Source organism: Citricoccus zhacaiensis (genome assembly GCF_014645315.1).
In the GTDB taxonomy this organism is placed as follows: Bacteria; Actinomycetota; Actinomycetes; order Actinomycetales; family Micrococcaceae; genus Citricoccus; species Citricoccus zhacaiensis.
Map to the genome: position 1 here is coordinate 1 of NZ_BMLQ01000003.1, position 14,847 is coordinate 14,847.

The 14,847-nt window shown below is 69.6% G+C and carries 10 protein-coding genes and 1 pseudogene; 6 read left to right on the forward strand and 5 right to left on the reverse strand.

Features of this window, described 5'->3' with window-relative positions; genetic code table 11:
* Positions 1 to 120 (forward strand): annotated as a pseudogene (locus IEX49_RS16770) (IS110 family transposase); the annotation flags it as partial.
* Between the two features lie 51 nt (positions 121 to 171).
* Here IEX49_RS16770 and IEX49_RS05610 read toward each other — a convergent pair.
* From IEX49_RS05610 to IEX49_RS05625, 4 genes are all read right to left on the reverse strand, one after another.
* A complete protein-coding gene (locus IEX49_RS05610; protein ID WP_229672298.1) occupies positions 172 to 1,206 on the reverse strand; it encodes an ABC transporter substrate-binding protein in 1,035 nt (344 codons plus the stop codon).
* 2 nt (positions 1,207 to 1,208) lie between these two features.
* Entirely contained in the window at positions 1,209 to 2,972 is a 1,764-nt protein-coding gene (locus tag IEX49_RS05615) for a thiamine pyrophosphate-binding protein (protein ID WP_229672299.1), read from the reverse strand.
* Positions 2,969 to 4,066 carry an ABC transporter substrate-binding protein gene (locus IEX49_RS05620; protein ID WP_188805091.1) on the reverse strand — a complete coding sequence of 366 codons (1,098 nt, stop codon included), beginning with the start codon at positions 4,064 to 4,066 and terminating at the stop codon, positions 2,969 to 2,971. The genes IEX49_RS05615 and IEX49_RS05620 overlap by 4 nt, the downstream gene beginning before the upstream one ends.
* Positions 4,067 to 4,134: 68 nt before the next feature.
* A complete protein-coding gene (locus IEX49_RS05625; RefSeq protein WP_188805093.1) occupies positions 4,135 to 5,043 on the reverse strand; it encodes a LysR family transcriptional regulator in 909 nt (302 codons plus the stop codon).
* 529 nt (positions 5,044 to 5,572) lie between these two features.
* On the opposite strand from IEX49_RS05625, the gene IEX49_RS05630 reads away from it, so the two are divergent.
* The 3 genes from IEX49_RS05630 to IEX49_RS05640 all read left to right on the forward strand — a co-directional run bounded on the left by IEX49_RS05630 (position 5,573) and on the right by IEX49_RS05640 (position 8,209).
* Entirely contained in the window at positions 5,573 to 6,319 is a 747-nt protein-coding gene (locus tag IEX49_RS05630) for an ABC transporter permease (protein WP_373286692.1), read from the forward strand.
* Between the two features lie 140 nt (positions 6,320 to 6,459).
* Positions 6,460 to 7,227, forward strand: a complete 768-nt coding sequence (locus IEX49_RS05635; protein ID WP_188805515.1) for an ABC transporter permease — start codon at positions 6,460 to 6,462, stop codon at positions 7,225 to 7,227.
* A 169-nt stretch (positions 7,228 to 7,396) separates the two neighbouring features.
* Complete coding sequence (locus IEX49_RS05640) at positions 7,397 to 8,209, forward strand: ABC transporter ATP-binding protein (RefSeq protein WP_373286693.1); 813 nt, start codon at positions 7,397 to 7,399, stop codon at positions 8,207 to 8,209.
* Positions 8,210 to 8,296: 87 nt separating this feature from the next.
* On the opposite strand, the gene IEX49_RS05645 is transcribed toward IEX49_RS05640, so the two are convergent.
* A complete protein-coding gene (locus tag IEX49_RS05645; RefSeq protein ID WP_188805097.1) occupies positions 8,297 to 9,172 on the reverse strand; it encodes a hypothetical protein in 876 nt (291 codons plus the stop codon).
* 510 nt (positions 9,173 to 9,682) lie between these two features.
* Between IEX49_RS05645 and IEX49_RS05650 the strand changes: the two genes are divergently transcribed.
* Positions 9,683 to 13,786: a Pls/PosA family non-ribosomal peptide synthetase gene (locus IEX49_RS05650; protein ID WP_229672302.1), complete on the forward strand. Its 4,104-nt coding sequence runs from the start codon at positions 9,683 to 9,685 to the stop codon at positions 13,784 to 13,786.
* Complete coding sequence (dapA, locus tag IEX49_RS05655) at positions 13,783 to 14,805, forward strand: 4-hydroxy-tetrahydrodipicolinate synthase (protein WP_229672304.1); 1,023 nt, start codon at positions 13,783 to 13,785, stop codon at positions 14,803 to 14,805. The genes IEX49_RS05650 and dapA overlap by 4 nt, the downstream gene beginning before the upstream one ends.
* The last annotated feature ends 42 nt before the right edge of the window (positions 14,806 to 14,847 follow it).

Here is a 14,847-nt window from a genome sequence, read left to right on the forward strand (position 1 = left end):
GAGAAACGACGGAACGAGCAACGCACCGACAAGGAAATCCGCCGCTGCATCAAACGCTACCTAGCCCGCCGCGTCTACCGGACCCTCAACACCTCAGCCACAGTCCCGACCGCGGCTTGACAGACATAGAAGAGTCCCGAACTCGACTGAAAGCGGGAGACCGGGCGTGCCTCAGAGTTCGGCGAACATGTCCGGCACGGACAGCTCCCCGGTGACCGTCCCGTAGGTGCGGGCGGTCTCGGCCAGCTCCTCCTGGGCCGCCAGGTTGAACTCGGGCCGGAACCGGGGCAGCTTCATCTTCTCCAGCACCTCCGGCGGGGTCTGGGTGTAGGTGCCGGTGATCCGGCGGACCTCGTCCGGGTTCTGCTGGGCATACTCCAGTCCGCGGACCAAGGCCTCCCGGAAGGACCGCACCAGGTCCGGATCGTTCTCGAGGGTCTCCTCGCTCGCGAAGTACCCACCGGTGTCGAGTTCGGGGTTGGCCTCCGCATACGGCCAGGAGACGGCCACCATGCCGGCTTCCAATGCAGGGGTGACGAAGGGTTCCACCACGACTCCGGCGTCGAGCTGCCCGTTCTCCAACGCCGCCTGGACGTCCGGGAAGGCCATCTCCATGAACTCCAGGGACCCGCCGTCTCCGCCGGCCTTGTCCATGACCTGACGGCACGCCGTGTCCCCGATGTTCGCCAGCTGGTTCGAGGACAGCGTCTTGCCCGCCAGATCGCGGATGCTCTCGAATCCGGAGTCCGGGGCCGCGATGAGCGCCACGTTGTCCTGGCCGGGTTCGCCCGTGGTGGTGCTGCCGGAGCAGAAGAACTTCAGGCCGATGCCCTGCGAACGGGCCACCATCATGGACACCACGTTGCCGAAGGCGAAGTCGAACTGGCCCGAGGAGACCCCCGGGAAGGAGATGGCGCCACCGGAGGTCGACTCGATCGTGACGTCCAGGCCGGCCTCCTCGAAGAAGCCCTGCTCCTTGGCCAGGTGCAGGGGCGCGACGTCGACGATCGGGATCGCCCCGACCGTCACCGCGCGCAGGTCTCCGGAACCGCCAGCCGATCCGCCAGCTGATGTGGCGTCTCCACCGGTGTCACCACCGCCAGAGGGATCACCCTGCCCGCAGGCGGCGGCGGTCCCGGCCACCAGGGCCGCCGTCCCCACGGCGAGCAACCCCCGCCGGGTCAGTCGGGTGTTTCGCGTGTCCACGGTCATTCTCCTTCCGCGAAGCTGTGGGCCAGCACCCAGGAGGGGAAGTCGGCGATCTTCGCGTCGATGAGGATCGGCCGGTCCCGCGGACCGTCCAGCCACTCCTGCACGGCACCCAGGTCGGATTCCTGCCGCACGGTCACCGACGAGCAGCCGAAGCCGGCAGCGATGGCCGCGATGTCCGTCGGCGGGAACTGCACCGTGTCCAGGCGGTCGGTCTCGTGGACGAAGTGGTGCACCTCGGCCCCGTAGGCCGCGTCGTTGTAGACCACCACCATCAGCGGCATCTTCAACCGCACGGCGGTCTCCAGCTCCACGAGGGACATCAGCAGCCCGCCGTCACCCACGCCGGCAATGGCGATCCGGTCCGGGGAGGCCAGTTGGGATCCCATGGCGCTGGACAGGGCCAGACCGATCGACTGGAACGCCAGGGGCACGCAGTAGCCGGTGTTGTCCGGCACCCGGAAGTGCATGGCCGGGTAGGCGTTGAAGTTGCCGCCGTCCGGGACCACTATCCGTTCCATCGGGACCATCTCGTCCAGCCGGTTGGTCAGCAGCCGCGGATCGATCCGCCCGCTGTCCGGATCACCCGCGATCACAGGCTCGGAGACGTCCTCGAAGGGCTGATCGCGCCAGTGCAGCGACTCCGCCACCCGGGCACGGGTCTCCTCGGTCCGGTAGCCCGTCTGCGCGCCCCCGGTGGAAGCCAGCCGTTCACCCAAGGCGACGGCGGCAGCGGAGGCGGTGAGGCCGGCGTCGCCCAACACCTCCAGGTCCACCGGGTAGTGGAGGCCGAACGCGCGCGGGGTGTCGTCCACCTGGATGACGGTCTTGCCGCGCAGGTGCGTGCCGTCCCGGGTGGTCCACCGGTTCAGGGCCGCGCCGAACACGAGCATCACGTCGGCCTGGCGCACCAGCTCGGCGGCCCCGTCCGTGGAGAAGCCGCCCATCACGTCCAGGTGCCACGGGTCCTCGTGGAAGAGCCCGCGCCCCACCGCCGAGGTGGTCAGCAGCGCTCCGGCGCGCTCGGCCAGGGCACGGATGGGCCCGACGCCGGCCGCGGCACCCCGGCCGCCCACGATCACCGGACGCTCGGCGCCGGCCAGCAGCTCGGCGATTCGCTCGACCGCCTCCGGCGCGGCGCCGGCGGGCGTGGGCGGTACGGGCGGGGCCACCGATTCCACCAGGGAGCGCTGGCCCTCCGGGATGGTGCCCTCCTGGACGTCCAGGGGCATGGACAGCACCACGGTGCGCCGGTCGTTGACGGCCCGGGTCACGGCGCGGATGGTGTCTGCCACGGCCGAGGCGGGGGAGTGCAGCCGCTCGGCCACCGCGCCCATGCCCTCGACCACCTTGTCCTGGTCGATGTAGAAGTTCGAACCGTACTGACCACCCGGGGTGTCCCCGGAGATCACGAGCACGGGGGTGCGGGACTTGGCGGCCTCACCGATGCCGGTGAGGGCGTTGGACAGCCCGCAGCCCTGGTGGACGGTGACCACGGAGAGCCGGCCGGTGGAGCGGGAGTAGGCGTCGGCCATGCAGGCGGCGCCCATCTCATGCCGGGCCGCGGTGAAGGGGATCCCATCCGGACGCTGGTCGCTCGGGGCGATCAGCGCGTTGGTGGCCCGGAAGTTGCCGGAGCCGACCACGCCGAACACGTGTGCGGCGCCCATACGGGCGATGATCCGCCCGACGGCCTCACTGACCTTCAGGGCTGCCGGGGGTGTGGGCGTCATGGTCTCGTGCTGCGGTGCCGTGGTGGTCATTCGGTTCCCTCCGGCAGCAGGGCGTCCAGATCCGGGGCCTCGTCGATGACGCCGTACTTCACGGCGGCCTCGCCGAGGGCGGTCATGGCCTCGCGGGAGAAGTCCGCCTTGAAGCGCGGCAGGGTGATGCGCTCCAGGATCTCCGGGTCCGTCTCGGTGTACTCGCCGATCACCTCGCGGACCACGTCCGGGTTCTCCTGGCTGTACTCCATGGACTTGCGCATGGCGCGGGTGAACGCCTCGACGTCCTCCGGCCGCTGCTCGATGACCTCCTCCGTGGTGAAGTAGCCACCGATGTCCAGGTCCGGGTGGGCCTCGGCGTAGGGCCAGGACACGGCCTTCAGGCCGGCGTCGAGGGACTGGGTCAGGTACGGCTCCAGGACGAGGGCCGCCTCCACCTGGCCGTTCTGCACGGCGGCCGCGGCATCGCCGAAGGCCAGCTCGATGAAGTCCATGTCCGCGCCATCACCGCCCGCGTTGTCCACCGCGAGGCGGATCGAGGTGTCACCGATGTTCATCAGGTTGTTCGAGGAGGCGGTCTGGCCCTGCAGGTCCGCGGTGGTCTCCAGCTCGGAGTCCTCCAGGGCGATGACGGCCGCGAAGTCCTTGCCCTCCTCGCCCGTGGTGGTGGTGCCGTTGGCGACGTACTGCAGCGGCAGGCCCTGGTCCCGGGCCACCATGAGGGAGACGGTGTTGCCGAAGGCGAAGTCATAGTCACCGGCCACCACGCCGGGCACGGCGATGGCACCGCCGGAGGTGTTCACCACCTCGACGTCCAGGCCCTCCTCCTCGAAGAAGCCCTCCTTCACGCCCACGTGGATCGGGGCGACGTCACCGATGGGGATGGCCCCGACCCGGATGGGGGTCAGGTCCTCCGAGCCGCTGCCGGTCTCGGTGCCGGCCGACGTCGCCTCCTCTCCGCCGGACGGCGCGCCGGAACCGCAGGCGGCCAGCCCCAGGGTGACGGTGAGGCTGACGGTGAGGATGCCGACGCCGGACGCGAGCGACCGGAGGCGTCCGCGGCGCGCGTGGGGTCGGCTGAGGTCTCGGTTGAGGGGTGGTGTCGGTGACGGTGTCAGTGATGGAGGGGTCATAGAGGCACCGTATGATGCGGATCACACGCGGTCCAATGATCGTTCTGTGTGTCAAACATAGATCTGATCTATAGGTTCGGGCCCTCGGTGGAGTGTCTCGTTGTGCCGAGGTCCCGGAGCTGGTCGACGGCCCAGGGGACGAACCAGGCCGTGGCCGAGGTTGGCGGCCGGGGTGCCGCGTAGGCGTGCACGGTCACGTCGGTATCCTCATAGGGCAGGGGCCATTGCTCGATGTCCCAGGCGTGGAACCACTCCGCGAGGAGGATCTCCGGCACGAAGGCGAGCAGGTCCGTGCCGGCCACCAGGGCGGGGATGGCGGAGAAGCTGGAGACGGCCACGGACCCGCCGGCCGGTGGCGGCATGCGGTCCTCGATGAGCGTGTGACCGGTGGAGCCGCGGATGACCACCCGGGCGGCGCGGGAGATGTCCTCGGCCGTCGGGCGCCCCGGTCCGAGGCGGCCGCGGCGGGCGATGCAGACGTAGCGGTCACGGCGCAGGGGCAGGGCGTGGACCTCACCGCGGGGACGGGCGGAGGCGATCGCCAGGTCGAGGACCCCGGCCGTCAGCAGGTCCGCGGCGGTGGTGGTGTCCAGCTGGACCACGTCCAGGCTGCAGCCGGGCGCGGTGGCGGCGAGGGCGGGGACCAACCGGGGCAGGAACACCAGCTGACCGAGGTCGGTGACGGCGATCCGGAAGGTGGCGGCGGCGTGGGCGGGTTCGAAATCTGCGAGGCTGGCCACCGCAGCGTCAGCCGCGGCGGGCATGGTGGCCACCTCCGCGTAGAGCTGGCGGGCAGCCCGGGTCGGCACCACCCCGCGGCCCGAGCGGGCGAACAGCTCATCGCCCGTGGCGCGCCGAAGACGGTTGACGGAATGCGTGACGGACGGCTGGGTGAGGTTCAAGCGCGCCGCAGCGGCAGTCAGGGTGCCCTCCTCCATGACCGCGACGAAGACCCGGATGAGGTTCAGGTCGAGCATGCGTGCCTCCTGGGCGCTGGCAGACCGCCGGGTGGGACGGCTTCTCCTGGGCGGTAATTCACTTGACAGTCAATATTGTTGAACTCTTGAACTAAGTCTCACTCGTGTCTAGTCTGGTTACAGCCTGTGGGACGGGTCACAATATTGTTGACGAAAATGTCAGCATAGCCGTCCCCAACGACCACCCCCTGTCGCGAGCGGAGCACCTCGATCGATGACTGAACCAACCCCGTCCACCGGCGCGCCGGGCCAGCATGGCCCGGGCGGGTCCGGAGACATCCACCGTGAATCGGAGGTCGAGCGGTTGCACCGTCTCGAGTCCTCCAGTGGTTCCGACCGCCGCCGGGGAGATACCCGGCGGCACACCGATGCGGCCACCGTGGCCGGCCTCGATATCCCCACGCGGCCGGATCCGGCGGCTCCGCGCACCTCGGTGGCGCAGTCCGGGGTGACCGGACGGCCGACGTCGTCCGGTCCGTCCCGGGCCACGCGCAAGCCGCGCCGCGATTGGGGGACCAAGTCCCTCGGGCTGGTGGGCCTGCTGGGCTTCCTGGTGATCTGGGAGGTGCTGCCGCGCACCGGGATCGTGAATCCGACGTTCCTGCCCCCGGCCTCGGAGGCCATCGCGGATCTGTTCCGGAACGTCGGGCTGACCGCGTTCTGGCAGGCCGTCGGGGACACGATGTGGCAGTGGCTGCTGGGCATGCTGATCGCGTGTATCGCGGCGACTGTGCTGGGCTTTCTGATCGGCTCGTCCACGTTCCTGCGCCGGTTCACGAACTCGACCATCGAGTTCATGCGACCGGTGCCGTCGGTGGCGTTGATCCCGCTGGCGGTGCTGCTGTTCGGTGTGGAGATCGAGTCGGCCCTGCTGCTGATCGTGTACGCCTCCTTCTGGCAGGTGCTGATCCAGGTCCTGTACGGGGTGGCCGATGTGGACAACGTGGCCATGAACACGGCACGGTCCTACGGGCTCGGTCCGCTGGCGCGGCTGCGCTACGTCATCTTCCCCACGGCGTTGCCGTACCTGATGACGGGGGTGCGCCTGGCCTCGGCGGTGGCCCTGATCCTGGCGATCACCGCCCAGCTGATCATCGGCAACCCGGGACTGGGCGCCGAGATCGCCAAGGCCCAGTCCGGTGGCTCCTACGTGGCGATGTACGCCCTCATCCTGGCGACCGGCCTGCTCGGCGTCATCATCAACCTGGTCATGCGCATGATCGAGCGCAAGGTGCTGTCCTGGCACTCCTCGGTCCGAACGGAGGTCGCCAAGTGAGCGCCGAAATCCCCCTCGCCTCGCACACCAACCTGCCGGACAGCTCCACCGGGGCCGCCCAGGCCAACCGGGCCGTCTCCCCGAAAGGCCCCTCGGGGCCCCGGCAGCCCCGCCCTGCCTCCAAGCGCGCCACCGGGGCGCTGAAGGGGTTGTTCTTCATCGCGGCCCTGCCCGTGATCCTGGTGCTGATCTGGTACATCTCCACCGCCGTGGGGGAGAAGAACTTCTTCGTGCCCACCCCGGCACTGCTGGTGGAGACGTTCTTCGCCACCTGGACCGGGGACCGGATCACCACGGATGTCATCCCCTCGCTGACCCGCCTGCTGATCGGGATCGCCGGCTCGATCATCATCGGCATCGTGGCGGGGCTGCTCATCGGCTCCGTGCGCTGGCTGCGCGCCCTGACCGAACCCACGCTGGAGTTCTTCCGCGCGATCCCGCCGACCGTGCTGATCCCGGTACTGATGCTGCTGATCGGCATCGGCGATGACATGAAGGTCGCCGTCATCATCTCCGGAGCCGTCTGGCCGATCCTGCTGAACACGATCGAGGGCGTGCGCTCGATGGACGAGGTCCTCTCGGACACCACGCACACCTACGGGATCAAGGGCTTCAACCGCGTCCGCTATCTCATTCTCCCCTCGGCCATGCCGCAGATCATGGCCGGCATCCGCCAGTCCCTGTCGATCGCGCTGATCCTGATGGTCATCTCCGAGATGTTCGCCGCCTCCTCCGGGCTGGGCTTCACCATCGTGCAGTTCCAGCGGTCCTTCGCGATCCCGGAGATGTGGTCCGGCATCGTGCTGCTGGGCATCATCGGCGTGATCATGTCCTTCATCTTCCAGCTCATCGAGCGCAACGTACTGCGCTGGTACCACGGCCTGAGGGAGATCGAGAATGCGGCCTGAGCCCACCGAATCCGTCAGCCCCCATCCAGTGCACGCCGATTCATCCCCCGAGTCTCACACCGAAAAGGAAGCCACCATGACTTCTGACCAGACCTCCACCGCAGGCACCGTCATCTCCCAGGGCGGCGTGGCCGAGACCCCGGACGGACTGATCACCGTCGGCAAGACCATGCCGGACGGTCAGGCCATGCTCTCCGTGCGGAACATGAAGAAGGTGTACCACACCGACGGCGGCGACATCGAAGCCGTCCGCAACCTCACCTTCGACCTGCCCCAGGGCCAGCTGGCCTGCCTGGTCGGGCCCTCCGGATCCGGCAAGACCACGCTGCTGAAGTGCATCGCGGGGCTGCTGGCCCCCAGCGCCGGGGAGGTCACCCTGCATGGCAAGAAGGTCACCGGTCCGCCGAAGTCCATGGCCGTGGTCTTCCAGGAGTACGGCCGCTCCTTGTTCCCCTGGATGCGGGTGCGGGACAACGTGGAACTGCCCCTGAAGAACGCCGGGATGGACAAGGCCAAGCGGGACGAGCTCGTGGACAACGCCCTCGAGGCCGTGGGCCTGGCCCACGTGCCCAAGTCCTACCCCTGGCAGCTCTCCGGCGGCATGCAGCAGCGCGTGGCCATCGCCCGCGCCGTGGCCTACCAGCCCCAGGTGCTGCTCATGGACGAGCCCTTCGCCGCCGTGGACGCCCAGACCCGCGCCGACCTGGAAGACCTCGTCCGCAGCGTCTGGAAGAAGCTCGGCGTCTCCGTCCTGTTCGTCACCCATGACATCGACGAGTCCGTCTACCTCGGCGAACGCGTCATCATCCTGTCCTCCTCACCGACCGTGATCCAGGAAGATGTCCTGATCGACCTGCCGGACGAGCGCGATCAGCTCGAGACCCGCTCCTCCCAGCGTTTCTCCGAACTCCGCCACCACGTCTACGAACAGATCCAGCTCGCCAAGAAGGGCTTCCGCCCCGAGGACGCCATCGCCCGGTAGGGCAACGCCGACCACGCCAACCGGGACAGTGTGCCCCGGCGGCCGCGAAGTACGACGGTGCTGCGGTTGCCGGGGCGCGCTGCGTGGTCAATCAATCTGGACAGCGGCTCCGCCGTCGGACCGTCCGTCAGCCGGCGTCGTGCTGCCGCCGGTGAAGACGTCTCCTTCGGCACCCAGGACGAACCGGTCGCCGGGCACGGCGTTGCGGAGGACTTGTACGACGGTGTCCGCATCTGTGGACACGCAACCCCACGACTCCGCCATGCCAGCGTGCAGGAAGATCGCGAACGAGAGTCCGGGCCGGGCCTCGGTGTCCGGAGGCCGGTTGAAGTTGACCACGACGGCCTGCTCGTAGAGCCCATCCTCCATCAACTCCCACAGACCTTCGTCCGGCCACTGGCCCTCACCCTCGAAGTACTGGTTGAAGTGCGGTCCCGGCCGCCCGCCCCAATGGCTGTCGGGCGACAGCTCGTGGTATTCCAGGTCCGTCCCCGGGTCCACTCGTCCGAACCCCTCGGTCATCGTGTAGGAACCCGTCGGGGTCTGCAGGGTATTGACCTCGGTCGTGTCCACGGGGCCGAACCCACCGGAGCCGATCCTGGCCGGCCGGACCCATTCTTCCGCGTATCCGCCTTGCACTCGATGGCAGCTCGTCAAGGTCGCCTCGGTGGTCTCCCGCTGCTCTCCGAGGGCGAACACCACGCGTTGGGCGTCCCCGGTATCGAAGCGGACTTCCCCGTCCGAGAGGCGGTGGCACGGCCCCGAGGTGGCCGGCGCCGCCTCCATCGGCTCCGGCGGCTCTGTCGATGCCGTCGCCGTGGGCCCGCCCGACGCCCCACCGCCCGGCGGAGGCGCCACCATGCAACCGGTCACGGTCGCGGCGATGGCCACAGCGATCATCACGACTGCGGTCGGCGCCGTGACCGATGCGGTGCGCCGGTTCCGGCGCAGGGGGCCCTTCATTCCTCCATTATGGTCCGCCCTGATGCCACTCGACGCCGCCCGATACTGCTCCGATGCCACCCGGGACTGCTCGACGCCGCCCGGGTGTCACCCGACGACGCCGCGGTTCCGGCCCCGGCCGCCTCGACACCGTCTCGAGCCCCAGGAGCCACCTTCGCGCCCGCGCGGGGCCGTCCCACGCGTCGTCCGTCCACATTCCATCTGACAGGGGTGTTCAGGTCCAGGTTGAGGAATTCGACTCATCGGTTCGAGGGTTACCCGCCAGTAGATCACGGGAGTCCACGTGGAGATCGGGTACCGGACAGGTGAAGAACCAGTAGGCCGTATGCCTACGGTCTTAGAGGGCAGTACGTGCCCACCGGTCGCTATCCCGTAACGCCCCTGTTACCGGCCGGTGGGTACGGACATGCGGGGCACGGGTCTGCATGCCTCCGGACCGTCGAGCGGTCCCACGACAGGCCAAAGAGACCGGGGATGAGGAATCACCCCGTACCGACTCATGGGGGAAAATTGCCGCAGGACCACCGAAATGCCACGGCGAACGATGAACGGACCCCGACGACCTCGGGTGGGGGACGCGGCAACGCAGTCCTGACGGCCGAAACCGAGCACGGTCGTACGCAGGAGCCGTCCCTCACGGAGGAACTGGCCCTGTACTCCGGTGGACCGGCCGCCACGCCACGGACCCTCGTGGACATCCTGCGGGAGACCATCGCCAGCTACCCGGGGGCCCAGGCCGTGGACGACGGCACCACCGCCCTCAGCTACGCCGAGTTCGGTGAGCGGGTGGACGAGATGGCCCGGCGCCTGTGGTCCATGGACATCGGCGCGGGGGACCGCGTGGGAATCCGTGTGCCCTCCGGCAGTATCGACCTCTACGTGGCGATCCTCGGGACCCTCACAGCCGGTGCTGCCTACGTGCCCGTCGACGCGGACGAGCCGGACGAGCGCGCCGGCACGGTCTGGGCCGAGGCCGGGGTGTGCGCCGTCGTGACCGAGGGCCTGACGATCTCGGCCCGGCCGGGCGTGGCCACGGTGGGCGGGGCCCCCGAGCCGCATCCGGAGGACGACGCGTGGATCATCTTCACGTCCGGCTCCACGGGCAAGCCCAAGGGCGTGGCCATCACCCATCGGTCCGCTGCGGCCTGGGCGGACGCCGAGGCGCAGATGTTCCTCCAGGCCGAGCCGCTGACGCGGGGTGACCGGGTGCTGGCCGGACTGTCGGTGGCCTTCGACGCCTCCTGTGAGGAGATGTGGCTGGCCTGGCGCAACGGTGCCTGCCTGGTGCCGGCGCCACGCTCACTCGTCCGTTCCGGTGAGGATCTCGGCCCCTGGCTGGCCGAACGGCGCATCACCGCTGTCTCCACTGTGCCCACCCTGGCGGCCATGTGGCCGCAGGAGGCCCTGGACAACATCCGTCTGCTGATCTTCGGCGGCGAGGCCCTGCCGGGTGAACTCGTGACGAGGCTGGCCGGCCCGGGGCGGGAACTGTGGAACACCTATGGCCCGACGGAGGCAACCGTCATCGCCTGCGGCGCCGCGCTGGACGGGGACGGCCCCGTGTCGATCGGGCTGCCGCTGCGGGGATGGGAACTGGCCGTCGTCGACCCCCAAGGCGATCCGGTCCGGTGGGGCGAGACCGGTGAGCTCATCATCGGCGGCGTCGGGCTGGGACGGTACCTGGACGCGGCCAAGGACGCCGAGAAGTACGCCCCGATGCCCTCCCTGGGTTGGGAGCGCGCCTACCGCAGCGGCGACCTCGTGGTCGCCGAACCCGACGGGCTGTTGTTCGCCGGGCGGGTGGACGATCAGATCAAGCTCGGCGGCCGCCGCGTGGAACTGGGTGAGATCGATGACACCCTGAGCCGCCTGCCCGGCGTGGCCGCCGGGGCGGCCGCCGTCCAGTCCACCCCGAGCGGGAACAAGGTCCTGGCCGGCTACCTGTTGCCTGAGCCCGGAACCACCCTGGACCTGAGCGCCCTGCGGCGCCGCCTGGCCGAGCAGCTTCCGGCCCCCTTGGTGCCGGCGCTGGCCGTCATGGACGAATTGCCGCTGAAGACCTCCGGCAAGGTGGACCGGAAGGCCCTGCCCTGGCCGGTGCAGCAGGCCGACGGCTCCGGGCACCAGTTGAGCGGGACCGAGGGCTGGATCGCCGACCTGTGGACCGAGCTGCTCGGCCCGCTCCCGCTGGACGGGGACAGCGACTTCTTCGCCTCGGGAGGGGCCAGCCTGGCGGCGGCCCATCTTGTCGGGAAGCTGCGAAGCCAGTACCCGGACGTGTCCATCGCGGACATCTACGCCCATCCCACCCTGGGAGCGCTCGCTGCGCACCTGGAAGGCCTGGAGTCCGGCGAGGACGAGGAACGCGAGCGTGAACCCACCCCGTGGTGGACGGGGCTGGTCCAGCTCCCCGTGATCCTGGGTCTCTACGGGATCACGGGTCTGCGGTACCTGACCGGCATCGGCATCGTGTGCTGGTTCCTGTTCAACGTGGCACCCTTCCCGACCCTGTGGGTGCCGAATCCGCCGGTGTGGATCCTGATCACCGCCTGGGCCGTGCTGTTCAGCCTGCCCTCGCGGATCGTGTTCGCCGCGGCGGCATCGCGGCTGCTGACCGCCGGGATCGCGCCCGGGACCTATCCGCGGGGCGGAGCGGTCCACCTGAGGATCTGGGCCGCCGAACGGATCGTGACCTTCGGCAAGCTGGAACCGATCATGGGGACCTCTTGGGGCATCGCCTACGCCCGTCTGCTCGGCAACCGGATCGGCCGGGACGTCCACCTGGATGCCATGCCGCCGGTCACCGGCCTGATGAGCGTCGGTGCCTGCGCGTCGATCGAGTACGAGGTCGACCTGGGCGGGCATTGGCTGGACGGCGATCACCTCCACGTCGGCGCGCTGGAGATCGGCACGGGGGCCCGCGTGGGCACCCGATCCGTGCTCATGGACGGCGCCTGCCTGGGGGAGAACGCCGAGGTCGATCCCGGGACCGTGGTCTCTGGCCCGGTTCCGGCCGGTGAACGCTGGGCCGGCTCGCAGATGGAGTACGTCGGCCAGGCCGGTGACGAGTGGCCGGTGTCCGAGCGGCCCCATCACGGGCGCCGTGGGGTCCAGCTGCTCTTCCCGCTGTCCCTGTTCGGCCTGGGCCTGCTGCCGGTGGTGTCGGTGGTGCCGGGAACCCTCGTGGTGATGTGGACCGTTCAGTTCCAGCAACTGGCACTGCTCTCCGACGTGCTGTGGGCCCTGGCCGCGCTGGTCCCCGTGTTCGCCGTGCTCACAGTGCTGACCTTCCTGTCCCTGATCGCAGGGGCGGTCCGATTGCTGGCCCGGCTGATCGTCCCAGGGCTGCATCCGTTGCATTCGGCCGCCGGCTGGGCGGTATGGCTCAGCAACCTGTTGCTCGCCAGGACCCTCATCGCGGTCTATCCGATCTACGCCAGCGTCCTGACCCCGCTGTGGTTCCGACTCCTCGGTGCCCGGGTGGGGCGCCACGTGGAGATCTCGACGCTGGAGTCGATCCCGCACCTGACCGTCCTGGGTGATCGGTCCTTCATGGCCGACCACTCGATGGGCACCTCGGCTCGGGTGCGCCGGGGGTGGATGCACGTGGGCCCGACCTCCGTGGGAAGCCGGTCCTTCGTCGGCAACTCGGCCGTCGTCGGTCCGGACCGCCACGTGCCGGACCGCTCCCTCGTGGCCGTGCTCTCCTCGGCGCCGCGGGACATGCCGGAGGCCTCCAACTTCTTCGGCCGCCCCGCCGTCGAGCTGCCCCGGCCGGTGGACGGCGCAGACTCCGGACTGACCTATGACCCTCCCACGCAGCTCGTCGCCGCCCGTGCGGCCGTGGAGGCCTTCCGCCTCCTGCCCTTCATGATCGCCGCCTGGCTGGCCCTGGCCACCGTCTGGGTCATCTCCGAGATCTTGGACAACGGCGGGTTCTGGGCCGCGGTGGCACTGTCCGGATTGGTGATGCTCGCCAGCAGCACCGTGGCCTGCACCATTGCCCTGGTGGCCAAGTGGGCCCTGGTCGGACGGTTCAAACCCGGCCGGCATGCCCTGTGGACGAGCTTCGTCTGGCGGAACGAGCTCGCGGACGTGTTCTCCGAGTCCCTGGCGGTGCCCGGGCTGGTCAGGATGAGCCTGGGCACACCGATGCTCAACATCTGGCTGCGGCTCATGGGGGCGAAGGTCGGCCGCCGCGTGTGGTGCGAGACCTGGTGGCTGCCGGAGTTCGACGTCATCGAGATCGGCCACGGGGTCAGCATCAATCGGGGCACCGTGCTCCAGACCCACCTCTTTCACGACCGCATCATGCGGATCGATCCCGTCCGGATGGAGGATCGATCCACCCTGGGTCCGAACAGCGTGCTGCTGCCCGGCAGCGTCGTCGAAGACGGCGCGACCGTGGGCCCCGGCTCGTTGGTCATGGCCCAGGAGACCGTTCCGGCCCACGGGCGCTGGGCCGGCAATCCGATCAGCCGCTGGGATCGGAAGTGGACCACGTCAGCCGGCCCGTCCGTGGCCGTGCCCGCCTCCTCGGGCCCTGTCCCGTCCGGCTCCCTGCGCACCGATCCGATCAACCGCACCATCACGACTGAAGGGCAAGCACGATGAGTATGGTTCCCGACAGGCTCGACACCGACTCGACCACTGCCAACGCCCCGAATGCGGCCTCCGCTGCGTTCGGCCGGGTCATCACCGCCATGGTGACGCCGTTCGACCACGCCGGCCGGCTGGACGAACGGGGCACGGAACGGCTGGCTGCCTGGCTGACCCGCGATGGCTGGAACGATTCCGTGGTGGTCAACGGCACCACCGGTGAGTCGATCTCCACCACTGACCGGGAGAAGTCCCGGGCCATCCGCGCCGCCAAGCTGGGTGCCGCAGCCCATGGCGGCAAAGTGATCGCGGGCGTCGGGGCCGGGAGCACGGCCCACAGCATCAAGCTGGCCAAGGAGGCGGCCTCGTCCGGTGCTGACGGGCTGCTCGTCGTGGCACCGTATTATTCCTGCCCCGGCCAGGCCGGACTGCTGAAGCACCTGCTGGCCGTGGCCGACGCCACCAAGCTTCCCGTGATGATCTACGACATCCCCAAGCGCACCGGCATCGCGATCGAGACCGAGACGGTCCTGGCCGCCGCACGGCACCCACGCATCCTGGCCGTCAAGGAGGCCAAGGGCGATCTTGAGGGGGCCACCGAGGTCATGGGACAGACACACCTGGCGTACTACTCGGGCGACGATGCGCTGAACCTGCCCTGGCTGTCCGTGGGGGCCACCGGCTTCGTGTCGGTGGTCGGCCACGTGGTGGGTGACCAGCTCACCCAGCTGGTGCAGCATCACGTCCACGGCCGGAACGCGGAGGCCCTGGCGCTGCACCGCCACCTCATGCCGCTCTTCCGCGGGATGTTCTGGGCCCCCGGTGCCGCGTCGGCCAAGGCCGCGCTGGGTGACCTGGGACTACCCGGCGGACCAGTGCGCCTGCCACTGGTCGATCTGACCGAGGGGCAGCGGCGCGAGCTGCGCCACGTCCTGGCCGGGACGGTGACCGAGATGGGCGCGCCGGCGGATCCCGCCCGGGTGCCCACCGGCTGGCTTCCCGCAGAGGCCGCGGTCGGACGGGTCGGCCGGTGACCTCGACGGACGGACCAGCGGATCGCCTCGGCACCCAGGACG

Coding starts and splice junctions, on each gene's coding strand:
- IEX49_RS05620 (WP_188805091.1), bottom strand. CDS start 4,066: ATGACCCCTCCATCACTGACACCGTCACCGACACCACCCCTCAACCGA.
- IEX49_RS05640 (WP_373286693.1), top strand. CDS start 7,397: ATGCCGGACGGTCAGGCCATGCTCTCCGTGCGGAACATGAAGAAGGTG.
- IEX49_RS05625 (WP_188805093.1), bottom strand. CDS start 5,043: ATGCTCGACCTGAACCTCATCCGGGTCTTCGTCGCGGTCATGGAGGAG.
- dapA (WP_229672304.1), top strand. CDS start 13,783: ATGAGTATGGTTCCCGACAGGCTCGACACCGACTCGACCACTGCCAAC.
- IEX49_RS05645 (WP_188805097.1), bottom strand. CDS start 9,172: ATGAAGGGCCCCCTGCGCCGGAACCGGCGCACCGCATCGGTCACGGCG.
- IEX49_RS05615 (WP_229672299.1), bottom strand. CDS start 2,972: ATGACCACCACGGCACCGCAGCACGAGACCATGACGCCCACACCCCCG.